General features: G+C 74.4%; 11 protein-coding genes. 8 read left to right on the top strand and 3 right to left on the bottom strand.

What is annotated here, in order from left to right:
• Positions 1–99: 99 nt before the first annotated feature.
• The 3 genes from A4V12_RS24505 (at position 100) to A4V12_RS24495 (ending at position 1,596) form a co-directional block, all read left to right on the top strand.
• A complete protein-coding gene (locus tag A4V12_RS24505; RefSeq protein WP_019889909.1) occupies positions 100–483 on the top strand; it encodes a helix-turn-helix domain-containing protein in 384 nt (127 codons plus the stop codon).
• Positions 484–687: 204 nt separating this feature from the next.
• Positions 688–1,173, top strand: a complete 486-nt coding sequence (locus tag A4V12_RS24500; RefSeq protein WP_064071558.1) for a Dps family protein — start codon at positions 688–690, stop codon at positions 1,171–1,173.
• 150 nt (positions 1,174–1,323) lie between these two features.
• Positions 1,324–1,596, top strand: coding sequence for a hypothetical protein (locus A4V12_RS24495; protein WP_064071557.1), 273 nt, complete (start codon positions 1,324–1,326; stop codon positions 1,594–1,596).
• 90 nt (positions 1,597–1,686) lie between these two features.
• On the opposite strand, the gene A4V12_RS24490 is transcribed toward A4V12_RS24495, so the two are convergent.
• Complete coding sequence (locus A4V12_RS24490; RefSeq protein WP_064071556.1) at positions 1,687–2,502, bottom strand: Fpg/Nei family DNA glycosylase; 816 nt, start codon at positions 2,500–2,502, stop codon at positions 1,687–1,689.
• Positions 2,503–2,655: 153 nt separating this feature from the next.
• A complete protein-coding gene (locus A4V12_RS24485; protein WP_064071555.1) occupies positions 2,656–7,296 on the bottom strand; it encodes an ATP-dependent helicase in 4,641 nt (1,546 codons plus the stop codon).
• Between the two features lie 112 nt (positions 7,297–7,408).
• On the opposite strand from A4V12_RS24485, the gene A4V12_RS24480 reads away from it, so the two are divergent.
• The 3 genes from A4V12_RS24480 to A4V12_RS24470 are packed head-to-tail and all read left to right on the top strand — an operon-like array spanning position 7,409 to position 9,352.
• Positions 7,409–8,281 (top strand): AraC family transcriptional regulator, encoded by an 873-nt coding sequence (locus A4V12_RS24480; protein WP_064071554.1) that lies wholly within the window; start codon positions 7,409–7,411, stop codon positions 8,279–8,281.
• A 10-nt stretch (positions 8,282–8,291) separates the two neighbouring features.
• Positions 8,292–9,047 carry an AzlC family ABC transporter permease gene (locus A4V12_RS24475; protein WP_079137301.1) on the top strand — a complete coding sequence of 252 codons (756 nt, stop codon included), beginning with the start codon at positions 8,292–8,294 and terminating at the stop codon, positions 9,045–9,047.
• Positions 9,044–9,352, top strand: a complete 309-nt coding sequence (locus A4V12_RS24470; RefSeq protein ID WP_064071552.1) for an AzlD domain-containing protein — start codon at positions 9,044–9,046, stop codon at positions 9,350–9,352. The genes A4V12_RS24475 and A4V12_RS24470 overlap by 4 nt, the downstream gene beginning before the upstream one ends.
• 73 nt (positions 9,353–9,425) lie before the next feature.
• Here A4V12_RS24470 and A4V12_RS24465 read toward each other — a convergent pair whose 3' ends face one another.
• The gene (locus A4V12_RS24465) at positions 9,426–10,334 is read right to left on the bottom strand and encodes a hypothetical protein (protein WP_064071551.1); all 909 of its coding nucleotides are present in this window, start codon (positions 10,332–10,334) and stop codon (positions 9,426–9,428) included.
• Between the two features lie 79 nt (positions 10,335–10,413).
• On the opposite strand from A4V12_RS24465, the gene A4V12_RS24460 reads away from it, so the two are divergent.
• Together A4V12_RS24460 and A4V12_RS24455 are read left to right on the top strand one after the other, a co-directional pair.
• Entirely contained in the window at positions 10,414–10,608 is a 195-nt protein-coding gene (locus A4V12_RS24460) for a DUF3046 domain-containing protein (protein ID WP_064071550.1), read from the top strand.
• A 364-nt stretch (positions 10,609–10,972) separates the two neighbouring features.
• Positions 10,973–12,118, top strand: a complete 1,146-nt coding sequence (locus tag A4V12_RS24455; RefSeq protein ID WP_064071586.1) for an AI-2E family transporter — start codon at positions 10,973–10,975, stop codon at positions 12,116–12,118.
• Positions 12,119–12,195: the final 77 nt, after the last annotated feature.

The raw sequence follows: 12,195 nt of genomic DNA, 5'->3' as shown, positions 1-12,195 counted from the left end.
CCTGAGTGAACACGTCATCGCTCCCCGCACGGCCGCAGCGCGAGGCGGTACGGTGGGGCGTGAAGGATGCGGCTACACGGTCCGAGGAGGGAGCCACCGATGATTCTGCTCCGTCGCCTGTTGGGTGACGTGCTGCGTCGGCAGCGCCAGCGCCAGGGCCGTACTCTGCGCGAAGTCTCCTCGTCCGCCCGAGTTTCGCTCGGCTATCTCTCCGAGGTGGAGCGGGGGCAGAAGGAGGCTTCCTCCGAGCTGCTCTCCGCGATCTGCGACGCGCTTGACGTACGGATGTCCGAGCTCATGCGAGAGGTGAGCGACGAGCTCTCGCTGGCTGAGCTGGCCGAATCGGCAGCGGCGAGTGAGCCGGTGCCGGCACCAGTACGCCCGATGCTCAATTCTGTGTCCGTGACGTCGGTGGCAGGCGTGCCGACCGAGCGGGTGACCATCAAGGCACCAGCGGAGGCGGTGGACGTCGTCGCCGCCTGAGTGCCCTCAGCCGCGCTCCTGCGAGCGCTCGCACGAGGGCATGCGGGACTCTCTTCGGAGATCGCACGTTTTGGGCTGAGCCCCGGTCGGGTACCCGAATGGCCGACCGGGGCTTTCGTTTACTCCGAATGCCCGTTTTAGGTCATATGTGCAATGGTGGTCGGGCGTGCGATCCCGTCGCGCGCCGGGAACGGAGGATTCGGAATGTCTGTCGTCAAGAGCCCGCTGTCCGACGCCGACCTGAAGGTGGTCGGCGAAGCCCTGCAGGGCGCGTTGATCGACGCCGTGGACCTGTCCCTCGTGGCCAAGCAGGTGCACTGGAACGTGGTCGGGCCGCGGTTCCGCTCGATCCACCTTCAGCTGGACGAGGTCGTGGCCACCGCCCGCCAGCACTCCGACGTCATGGCGGAGCGCGCGTCGGCCCTGGGCGTCACCCCGGACGGCCGAGCCGGCACGGTCGCGTCCAGCACGGCGATCAAGAACGTGCCGACCGGCTGGATCAAGGACGACGAAGCGGTCAGGATCATGGTCGATGCGCTCGTGGTCGTGATCGGCCGTATGCGGGAGCGGATCGAGACCACCGACAAGCCGGACCCGGTCTCCCAGGACCTCCTGATCGCCCTCACCGCGGACCTCGAGAAGCACGCGTGGATGTTCCAGGCGGAGAGCCGCCAGGCGGACAACCCGTGATCCCGTCGAGCGCTGGACGTTGAGCGCCGGGACGGGAAGAACATGAACGGGAGGGTGTACCGAAGCGCCCGGCGTGCGCCGGAGGCGCGCACCGGTACGCCCTCCCGCCATGTGATCGTCCCGGTCTAGCGTCGACCGGAGGAGGCGGCCATGGTACGGCGACGGATTCCGCTGCCCGCCCTCGTTCTCGCACTGGTGGTGGGCGGGCTGTGGTGGTGGGCGGTGTTGAGGCTGGCGCTGACGCCCGGTCAGGCGGGGCTCGTGGAGGGCACCGTGGCGGCGGGCGGCTGGGGACTGAGCCTGTTGCCCGTGCACGTGGCCTCGGCCCGCACGGCGCCCGCGGCGCGCACCCGCTCCAGGCTCCTGCGCCTCACGGCGGTATGGCTGCACCACCGTTCGGGTGAAAGGTCCGGCCGGTCCTGAACGGGGGCGCTGGTCACACCGGACGGCGGGCCCCACGACGGGTTCGCCCGGCCCCGTTCACCCGCCGGGTGGAGCGCCTCGGGGTTGTGTTCACCCGCCCGGCCGAGCCGGGGGTGCCGGGCCGGACTGGCAGCCCGGGCACCAGTAGGAGATGCGGTCGCGGCCCGACTCCTCCTGGCGGCGGATGAGCGTCCCGCAGCGGTAGCAGGGGTGGTTCTTCCGGCTGTAGACGTAGAGCTTCCGGTCCGGGCGGTCGGTGGTGAGGATGGTCCGCCGGTCGAAGCGCTCCTTGTTCGCCTCCAAAAGCCGGTGGGCGGTGGCGATCAGCCGTTCGGGGACGCCGGGCTCGAGCTCGCCGACGGGGAGCCAGGGCGTGACCCGTGCCATGAACGCCAGCTCGCACTTGTACACATTGCCGATGCCCGCGAGGTTCCGCTGGTCGAGCAGCGCCTCGCCGAGCGGGCGCGAGGGATCGGCGCACACCCTGCGCACGGCTTCCTCGGCGTCCCAGTCCGGCCCCAGGAGGTCGGGCCCGAGATGGCCCACGACGGAGGACTCGTCGCTGGTGCGGATCAGGTCGAGGACCGGGAGGCGGTAGCCCACGGCCGTGTGGGTGGCGGTGCCGAGGATGGCCCGGATCTGGTGGTCGGGGCCGCCGTTCCAGCGCTGACCGGGGGTGTAGACGCGCCAGGAGCCGTCCATCCGGAGGTGGGAGTGGAGGGTGAGCCCGCCTTCGATGCGGGTGAGGAGGTGCTTGCCGCGCGGGGTGACGTCCAGCAGCGTCCGCCCGGTGACGTCGACGGTGGCCAGGCGCGGGACGCGGAGGTCGGAGCGGGTCAGGGGCCGGCCCGCCAGGGCGGCGTGCAGGCGGTGGGCGGTCAGCCAGACGGTGTCTCCTTCGGGCATGGATCCATGATGCGGGACGCGGCGGCGTGCGAGGGCGGCGCGGGGGCGCGAGGGGCGGCGCTTGGCGGGGGAGCCCGGCGCCCGTGGGGCGACCCGTGAGGCCCGGGCGGCGTCGAGCGGCGTCCCGGGCGTCCCGGACGGGCCGCGGGCGGGTCAGGCGCGGAGGCGGAGGCCGCGGGGGGTCGCGTGGAAACCCGCCGCTTCCAGGGAGCCCGACAACGGCGAGGTGAGGGCCGCTGCGCCGTTGATCCGCTCGACCGTGACGGTGCCCAGGGCGCCCGCCCGGGCGGTGGCCGCGAGGGCCTCGGCGGCGGCCCGGAGGGACGGGTCGTCCGGCTCGGCGGGCCAGGACAGCACGGTCTTGCCGCCGCGCTCCACGTACAGGGTCAGCTCGCCGTCGACGAGGACGACCAGCGCGCCCGCCTTGCGACCGGGCTTGTGACCGGCGCCCGTCGGGGGCTCCGGCCAGGGCAGGGCGGCGCCGTACGCGTTGGCCGGGTCGGCGGCGGCGAGGACGACCGCGCTCTGGGGGGCGCCCGGTTCGGCCCGGTCACGGGCGTTGGCCGCCGCGCGGAGACGGTCGACGGCGCCGTCCATGGCGAACTGCGCCGCTCCCAGCCCCTCGACGACATAGCCGCGGCGGGCCTGGCCGCTGTCCTCGAACGCCGACAGGACGCGGTACGTCGCCGAGAAGCCGCCCTCCACGCCCTCGGCGGCCACCGCTCCCCGGGTGACCACGCCGTGCCGGTCCAGCAGGGTGCGCGCCAGGGCGTGGGCCCGGTGGGTGGGCTCCGGCTCCGGCGGCGGGAGGAGTGCCCAGCGGCCACTGACGGTGGGCGGGCCGGAACGGGAGGCCGTGCGCGCCGCGGCGGCCAGCGTGCCGTACCGGCCGCGGGGGACGGTGCGCCTGGCGCGGTGGGCGGTGGAGCCCGCCGTACGCCCCGAACCGAGCACGGCGCGCAGCGGGGCCAGGGTGTCGTTGGTGAGCCGGCCCGACCAGGCGAGGTCCCACAGGGCGTCGGCCAGCTGGGGGTCGGTCGCCTCCGGGTGCGTGGTGGCGCGGATCTGGTCGGCGATCTGGCGGAAGAACAGGCCGTAGCCGCCGGAGAGCGTGGCGAGCACCGACTCGTGCAGTGCGGTGAGCTCCAGCGGATGGGGCTGCGGCAGCAGCAGCGGCGCGGCATCGGCCAGGTAGAGGGAGACCCAGCCGTCCTTTCCGGGCAGGGCTCCCGCTCCCGCCCATACGACCTCGCCCGTGGTCGTGAGCTCGTCGAGCATGGCGGGGCTGTACCCGGCGACGCGGGACGGCAGCACCAGCTTCTCGAGCGCCGAGGCGGGGACGGGCGCGCCCTGCAACTGCTCGACCGCGCGGGCGAGGCCGTCGATGCCCCGCAGGTTGTTGCCGCCCAGGTGCTGCCACTGGGGCAGGAAGGTGGCGAGCGCGGCCGGCGGCACCGGTTCCAGCTCGTGCCGGAGAGCGGCGAGCGAGCGGCGGCGCAGCCGGCGCAGTACGGCCGCGTCGCACCACTCCTGGCCGATGCCGGAAGGGTGGAATTCGCCCTGGACCACGCGGCCCGCGGCGGCCAGGCGGTGCAGGGCGCCGTCGGTGACGGCGGCGCCTAGACCGAACCGGGCGGCGGCGTGGGCGGAGGTGAAGGGGCCGTGGGTGCGCGCGTACCGCGCGAGGAGGTCGCCGAGCGGGTCCTTGACCGGCTCGGTGAACGCCTCCGGCACGCCGACCGGCAGGGCCGTGCCGAGGGCGTCGCGCAGCCTGCCCGCGTCCTCGACGGCCGCCCAGTGGCCGGCGCCCGCGACACGGACCTGGATGGCCCGGCGGGTCTTCGCCAGGTGCCGGGGCCACTCCGGGTCGGCGCCGCGCTCGACGAGCTCGGCGTCGGTGAGCGGCCCGAGGACCCGCAGGACGTCGGCCACCCCCTCCACGTCCTTGACCCGCCGGTCCTCCGTGCGCCACTGCAGCTCCGCCTCCAGCTCGGCCAGCACGTCCGCGTCGAGCAGCTCGCGCAGCTCCGCCTGGCCCAGCAGCTCGGACAGCAGCCGGGAGTCCAGGGACAGGGCGGCGGCCCGGCGCTCGGCGAGCGGCGAGTCGCCCTCGTACAGGAACTGCGCCACATAGCCGAAGAGGAGGGACCGGGCGAAGGGGGACGGCTCGGGGGTGGTGACCTCGACGAGCCGGACGCGACGGGACTCGATGTCGCCCATCAGCTCCTTGAGGCCGGGGACGTCGAAGACGTCCTGGAGGCACTCCCGGATCGCCTCCAGGACGATGGGGAACGAGCCGAACTCGCTCGCCACCTGGAGCAGTTGGGCGGCGCGCTGCCGCTGCTGCCACAACGGCGTGCGCCTCCCGGGGTTGCGGCGCGGCAGCAGCAGCGCCCGGGCGGCGCACTCGCGGAACCGGGACGCGAACAGCGCCGAACCGCCCACCTGGTCCGTGACGATCTGGTCGACCTCGCCCTGGTCGAACAGCACGTCCGCGGCGCCCACCGGCGCCTTCTCGTCGTCGTACTCCAGGCCGGGGGCGGCCGGTGCCTGGTCCAGCAGGTCCAGGCCCATCAGGTCCGCGTCGGGCAGCCGCAGCACGATGCCGTCGTCGGCGTGCATCACCTGGGCGTCCATGCCGTACCGCTCGGAGAGCCGGGCCCCCAGGGCGAGCGCCCAGGGGGCGTGCACCTGCGCGCCGAACGGCGAGTGCACCACCACGCGCCAGTCGCCCAGCTCGTCGCGGAACCGCTCCACCAGGATGGTCCGGTCGTCGGGCACATGGCCGCACGCCTGGCGCTGCTCGTCCAGGTACGCCAGGACGTTGTCCGCCGCCCAGGCGTCCAGGCCCGCCGCCAGCAGCCGCAGCCGCGCGTCGTCCGGTGCGAGGGACCCGACCTCGCGCAGGAAGGCGCCCACCGCGCGGCCCAGCTCCAGCGGGCGGCCCAGCTGATCCCCCTTCCAGAACGGGAGCCGGCCCGGCACGCCGGGCGCCGGGGAGACCAGCACCCGGTCGCGGGTGATGTCCTCGATGCGCCACGACGAGGTGCCGAGGGTGAACACGTCACCGACACGCGACTCGTACACCATCTCCTCGTCGAGCTCCCCGACCCGGCCGCCGCCCTTCTTGGGGTCGGAGCCCGCCAGGAAGACGCCGAACAGGCCCCGGTCGGGGATCGTGCCGCCGGAGGTCACGGCGAGGCGCTGCGCGCCCGGCCTGCCGGTCACCGCACCGGTGACGCGGTCCCACACCACGCGCGGGCGCAGCTCCGCGAAGGCGTCCGACGGGTACCGCCCCGCGAGCATGTCCAGGACGGCGGTGAACGCCGACTCCGGAAGGGACGCGAACGGCGCCGCCCGCCGGACCATGGCGAGCAGGTCGTCGAACTGCCAGGTGTCCAGCGCCACCATGGCGACCAGCTGCTGGGCCAGCACGTCCAGCGGGTTGGACGGGATCCGCATCGACTCGATGGCGCCGGAGCGCATCCGCTCGGTGACGACGGCCGCCTGCACCAGGTCGCCGCGGTACTTGGGGAACACCACGCCCGTGGACACGGCGCCCACCTGGTGCCCCGCGCGGCCCACGCGCTGGAGGCCGGAGGCGACCGACGGGGGCGACTCGACCTGCACCACCAGGTCCACCGCGCCCATGTCGATGCCCAGCTCCAGGCTGGAGGTCGCCACCACGGCCGGCAGACGGCCCGCCTTGAGGTCCTCCTCGACCAGGGCCCGCTGCTCCTTGGACACCGAACCGTGGTGCGCCCGGGCCAGCAGGGGCGGGGCGCCCTGCGCGGCGCCGGACTGCGCCATCAGGTCGGCGGGGGAGTGGCCCTCGGGGAGCGCCTCGCCCGTGGCCCGCTCATAGGCGATCTCGTTGAGCCGGTTGCACAGCCGCTCGGCCAGCCGCCGGGAGTTGGCGAACACGATGGTCGACCGGTGCGCCTGGACGAGGTCGGCGATCCGCTCCTCGACATGCGGCCAGATCGACGGCCGCTCGGCCTGGTCCGCGTCCGGGGGCGAGCCTCCGCCCGCCCTCGACGGAGGAGCCCCCAGCTCGCTGAGGTCCTCGACCGGGACCACCACGGAGAGGTCGAACTCCTTCCCGGAGGCGGGCTGGACGATCTCCACCCTGCGCTGCGGCGACAGATAGCGGGCCACCTCGTCCACCGGCCGTACGGTCGCGGACAGGCCGATGCGGCGGGCCGGGCGGGGCAGCAGCTCGTCGAGCCGCTCCAAGGAGAGGGCCAGGTGGGCGCCCCGCTTCGTGCCGGCCACGGCGTGGACCTCGTCCAGGATCACCGTCTCGACGCCGGACAGCGCGTCCCGCGCGGCGGAGGTGAGCATCAGGAACAGCGACTCCGGGGTGGTGATCAGGATGTCCGGGGGCCTGGTGGCCAGCGAACGCCGCTCGGCGGCGGGGGTGTCGCCCGAGCGGATGCCCACCCGCACGTCCGGCTCGGGCAGACCGAGGCGGACGGACTCCTGACGGATGCCGGTCAGCGGACTGCGCAGGTTCCGCTCCACGTCGACGGCGAGCGCCTTCAGCGGGGACACGTACAGCACACGGCAGCGCTTCTTCGCGTCGGCGGGCGGCGGCGTGGACGCGAGCCGGTCAAGCGACGCGAGGAACGCGGCCAGCGTCTTGCCTGACCCGGTCGGCGCGACGACCAGGACGTCGGCCCCCTCCCCGATGGCACGCCACGCGCCCTCCTGCGCCGCGGTGGGCGCGCTGAAGGCCCCCGTGAACCAGCCGCGGGTCGCGGGGGAGAAGGAGTCGAGCGCAGTCCTGGCCATGCCCCCCATCGTGCACCCCGCCACTGACAATGCGGCGCGGCAACGCAGCCCGCGGCGGTCCGGGCAGTGGACACGCAGGTCGGGAGCGCGGGCCCGGGCGCAGAATGGAGGAATGGCGAGCGGGCGGGAGAACGGGCGGGACGGCGAGTGGGCCAGGCACTGGCAGTATCCGGCCGTGCCCGGGCTCGACCTGCTCCGCGCCCGCTACGTACGCCACTCGTTCACCCGGCACAGCCATGAGGGGTACGTCTTCGGGGCGGTGCGGCGCGGGGTGGAGGACGTCGTCATGCCGGAGGGCACCATCCGGGCCCGCCCCGGCACCGTCGTCATGATCAACCCGGAGGTGCCGCACTCGGCCCACGCCGGGGTGCCGGAGGGCTGGTCATACGCGACCCTCTACCCGTCGACGGCGCTCGTCGGCTCGATAGCGCGCGAGGAGACGACCCTGCGCGGCACGGTCGGTTTCGCCGAGACCATCGTCGAGGACGAGGACACCGCCTTGCTCATCCGGGCCGTCCACCGGGCCGCCGAGGAGGGCAACGCGCTCGCCGCCGACAGCCTCCTGCGGGTGGCCGTGGCCCGGCTGCTGCGCCGCCACGGCCGCCCGCTCCCCCGGCGCGAACCGCTCGCCGCGGGGGCCCGCACGGCCGCCCTGGCCCAGGAACTCCTCCGGCAGCGCATGGCCGATCCGCCGTCGCTGGAACAGCTCGCCGGCGAGCTCGGCACCAGCCCGTTCGCCCTGCTCCGCGCGTTCAAGGCCGCCTACGGCATGCCCCCGCACACCTGGCTGACCAACGCGCGCGTGCGCACGGCCCGCCGGCTGCTGGAGTCGGGTACGGCCCCGGCGGCCGCCGCCGTCACCGTCGGCTTCACCGACCAGCCCCACCTGAACCGCCACTTCACCCGGATCGTCGGGGTGCCTCCGGGCGCCTACCAGCGGGAGCGCGCAAGAACGTACAAGACCGGGAAGCCGCCGGGTTCGTAACGTCGCCCCCGTGGCAGATCGAACAGCACCCGCACCCGCACCCCCGTCCCCGCGCACCGGTCCCGGGGCCGCCCACCGCCCCGACCGTGCCGTCGTCCGCGACGCGCTCGGCGTCGGAGTGGCCGTCGGCCTCTCCGGCTTCGCCTTCGGCGTCACCTCCGCCAGCGCGGGCCTGAGCATCCTCCAGACCTGCGCGCTCAGCCTGCTCGTCTTCACCGGCGCCTCGCAGTTCGCCCTCGTCGGCGCGCTGGCGGCCGGCGGGAACCCGTTCACCGCCGCGGCGGGCGCCTTCTTCCTCGGCACCCGCAACGCCTTCTACGGGCTGCGGCTCTCGCAGCTCCTCGCCCTGCCGCGGGCCGTGCGCCCCCTCGCCGCCCACTGGGTCATCGACGAGACGACGGCCGTGTCCCTCGCCCAGCCGGACCGGCGCGCCGCCCGGCTCGGCTTCACCGTCACCGGACTGACCCTCTACGTCCTGTGGAACCTGACCACGCTGCTCGGGGCGCTCGGCGCGGAGGCCATCGGCGACACCGACGCCTGGGGGCTGGACGCCGCCGGACCGGCCGTCTTCCTCGCCCTGCTGGCCCCCATGCTGCGCACGGCCACCGAAAGGGCGGTCGCCGGTCTCGCCGTCCTCCTGGGCCTCGCCTTCCTGCCGGTGCTGCCCGCCGGCGTGCCGGTGCTCGTCGCGGCGCTCGCCGCGCCCGCCGTGCTGTGGTTCCAGGGCCGCGCGGCCGACCGTACGGAGAAGGGGACGGACCGATGATCGTCTGGCTCGCCATAGGCCTGACCGCCGCCGGCTGCTACCTCCTCAAGCTGGTCGGGCTCCTGGTGCCCGCGGGGGCGCTGGAGCGGCCGCTGGTGCAGCGGCTCGCGGCACTGCTGCCCGTGGCCCTCCTGGCCGCGCTGACCGCCCAGCAGACCTTCAGCACCGACAGCGCGCTGGTCGTGGACGCCCGGGCGGCCGGGCTCGCCGCCGCGGCGCTCGCCCTGGTGCTGCGCGCCCCGTTCCTCGTCGTGGTCGCCGCCGCCGTCGCGGTGACGGCCGGCGTACGGGCCCTCGGCGGCTGACGGCCGGGGGCTTGCCGGGCCCCGGGGCTCCCCGGGGTCGGGCTGTGGGCGGCTCATGGGGGCGGACGCCGGTTCAGCCGCCGATCGGGCGGCCGTACGCCCGCAGCGTCCGCAACGCCTCGACCGTCACGATCGGACGCCACTCCAGGGCCGTGCCGGGGGCCCACCGCCGCCACCTGATCGGCCAGCCGCCGTCCTCGTCCTGCTCGGCCGCGAGCAGGTCCAGGGAGCGGGACATCTCCTCGTCCGTGAACCAGCGGCGGGCGAGCGAACCCGGCACGCGCGCGTAGTCGTGCGGGAAGTGGTGCTCGCCCGGGGCGTACCCCGGCGGGACCGGGTGCCCGTCCGCCTCCCGGGGGTCCAGCACCACCAGGCGCTGGTCGCGCACCAGGCGGCCGAGCCGGTCCGCGGCGGCCTCCGCGCGGGCCCGGTCCGGGACGCCGTCGAGGAACGCCACGGCGGCCTGGACCTCGTACGGGTGGGTCTTGTCCAGCGCGTCGACGGCGGCCCAGCAGAAGTCCGTGGCGCGGAACAGCCACGCGTGCCACACCTGGTTGCGGTGGAGCAGCCCGACCACCGGGCCGGTGGCCAGCAGGTCGCTCGGAGGATCGTCCACGACCGGGACGAACGGAGCGACCGGATAGCCCCGGATGGAGGGGTGGAGCGCCGGAAGGGCCCCCTCATGGGTGGACACCGCCGTCAGGTAGCGGCAGACGCGCTCCACGCGCAGTCCGCCGCAGCGGCCAATGGAGTCCAGAACGCGCAGCGCGTGCGCGGTGTGCAGCGGCTGGCTGACCGGCCCGCGCAGGTCCGGTTCCAGGGCGTGTCCGTAACCCCCGTCCTCGTTGAGGTACGCGGTCAGGGCGGCCTCCACGGGGTCGGCGCCACCGCCCAGGAAGTGGTGAGCGAACCGCCGCTGTTCGAGCACGCGGGCCGTGAGCCAGATGAAGTGCTCGGCGCGCGAGAGGGGAGTTCCAGCCATGCTCCGACCGTAGGGCGGAAAGGGCTTTCGGCAAGGGCCGCGGACCGGGCTGCACTCCCAGGAGCGGGATAATCGAGGCATGCGGTTGACGATTTTCTGGGAGCGGATGGCGGACCACTTCGGTGCGGCGTACGCCGAGTCCTTCGCCCGGGACCATGTGATGTCCGAACTGGGCGGCCGGACGGTGTACCAGGCGCTGGAAGCGGGGTGGGAGGCGAAGGACGTGTGGCGCGCGGTCTGCGCGGCCGTCGACGTCCCCGCGGACAAGCGCTGACCCGGGGCGCCCCGCGGGCCGCGCCGTCGTCCGGGGGCGGGCGGGCACAGGCAGGGGTGCGGCGGGCGGAGGCACGGGGTCCGGGGCCGGGGTCCGGGGCGTCGGGACGTCGGGCGGAGGCACGGGCCGGCAGCCGTGCGGGACGGTCGCGGGCGGCGATGTCCGGGCTGGTCCGCCGTATGTCGTAGCCGTACGCGAGACTTGCCCCGTGGCCCCGACTGACGAGACCGAGACGACGACCACCGAGCCGGTGACGGGCGACCCCGCGTCACCGGACACCGACGCGCCCGCGACCGTGCCCCCGAGCAGGACCGCGCCCGGAGCGCCCGGCCCGGCCGGGGGCGGGGCCCCCGCCGTCGCGCGGATGCCCCGCTGGCTGCCGAGGGCCATGGTGCTGGCCCTCGCCCTGTACGCCTGCTTCCAGCTCGGCAGTTGGGCGTTCCATCAGCTCATCGGCCTTTTGCTGAACATCCTGATCGCCTTCTTCCTGGCCCTGGCGATCGAGCCCGCCGTGGGCAGGATGGCCGCCCGCGGCATGCGGCGCGGGCTCGCCACCTTCCTGGTGTTCTTCGCCGTCCTGGCGGCGGGCGTCGGGTTCGTCGTCCTGCTCGGGTCCATGCTGGCCGGGCAGATCATCGAGATGGTCGAGGACTTCCCCCGGTACCTCGACTCGCTCATCAACTGGATCAACCACACCTTCCACACCGAGCTCTCCCGGGTCGAGGTGCAGGACAGCCTGCTGCGCTCGGACTGGCTGCGGAAGTACGTGCAGAACAGCGCCAGCGGCGTGCTGGACGTCTCCGCGACCGTGCTCGGCGGCCTGTTCAAACTGCTGACGATCTTCCTGTTCTCGTTCTACTTCGCCGCCGACGGGCCCCGGCTGCGCAGGTCCCTGTGTTCCGTCCTGCCGCCCGCCAAGCAGGCCGAGGTGCTGCGGGCCTGGGAGATCGCCGTCGACAAGACCGGCGGCTACCTCTACTCGCGCGGGCTGATGGCGCTGATCTCCGGCGTCGCCCACTACGTCCTGCTGCAGATCCTGGCGGTGCCGTACGCGCCCGCGCTCGCCGTCTGGGTGGGCCTGGTCTCCCAGTTCCTCCCCACCATCGGCACGTACCTGGCCGGTGCGCTCCCGATGCTGATCGCCTTCACCGAGAACCCGTGGTACGCCCTGTGGGTGCTGGCGTTCGTGGTGGTGTACCAGCAGTTCGAGAACTACGTGCTGCAGCCCAAGCTCACCGCGAAGACCGTCGACATCCACCCGGCGGTCGCCTTCGGGTCGGTCGTCGCCGGCACGGCGCTGCTGGGCGCGGTCGGGGCGCTCATCGCGATCCCGGCGGTCGCCACCCTCCAGGCCTTCCTCGGCGCGTACGTGAAGAGGTACGACGTGACGGAGGACCCGCGCGTGCACGGCCACCGGCGGCACGGCGAGGCCGTCCTCGCCCGGGTGCAGCGGGCCCTGCGGGCCAAGAAGGAACTGGACGAGCAGGCCCCGCCGCCCGGAGGCGCCTGACGCCCCGCCGGACGGCGGCCCGCGCGAGCGCCTTCAGGGGTGTTCGGGCGCCGGTTCCGGCAGGCGGCGGGCCCGCG

This window comes from Streptomyces noursei (assembly GCF_001646665.1).
Classification (GTDB): Bacteria; Actinomycetota; Actinomycetes; order Streptomycetales; family Streptomycetaceae; genus Streptomyces; species Streptomyces lavendulocolor.
Note: the sequence above shows the minus strand (reverse complement) of the source record. Positions and strands in the feature narration are given on the sequence as shown.

Bases quoted from the DNA above. Each gene is read 5' to 3' on its own strand.
- A4V12_RS24505 (WP_019889909.1), top strand. From the start codon at position 100: ATGATTCTGCTCCGTCGCCTGTTGGGTGACGTGCTGCGTCGGCAGCGC.
- A4V12_RS24500 (WP_064071558.1), top strand. From the start codon at position 688: ATGTCTGTCGTCAAGAGCCCGCTGTCCGACGCCGACCTGAAGGTGGTC.
- A4V12_RS24495 (WP_064071557.1), top strand. From the start codon at position 1,324: ATGGTACGGCGACGGATTCCGCTGCCCGCCCTCGTTCTCGCACTGGTG.
- A4V12_RS24490 (WP_064071556.1), bottom strand. From the start codon at position 2,502: ATGCCCGAAGGAGACACCGTCTGGCTGACCGCCCACCGCCTGCACGCC.
- A4V12_RS24485 (WP_064071555.1), bottom strand. From the start codon at position 7,296: ATGGCCAGGACTGCGCTCGACTCCTTCTCCCCCGCGACCCGCGGCTGG.
- A4V12_RS24480 (WP_064071554.1), top strand. From the start codon at position 7,409: ATGGCGAGCGGGCGGGAGAACGGGCGGGACGGCGAGTGGGCCAGGCAC.
- A4V12_RS24470 (WP_064071552.1), top strand. From the start codon at position 9,044: ATGATCGTCTGGCTCGCCATAGGCCTGACCGCCGCCGGCTGCTACCTC.
- A4V12_RS24465 (WP_064071551.1), bottom strand. From the start codon at position 10,334: ATGGCTGGAACTCCCCTCTCGCGCGCCGAGCACTTCATCTGGCTCACG.
- A4V12_RS24460 (WP_064071550.1), top strand. From the start codon at position 10,414: ATGCGGTTGACGATTTTCTGGGAGCGGATGGCGGACCACTTCGGTGCG.
- A4V12_RS24455 (WP_064071586.1), top strand. From the start codon at position 10,973: ATGCCCCGCTGGCTGCCGAGGGCCATGGTGCTGGCCCTCGCCCTGTAC.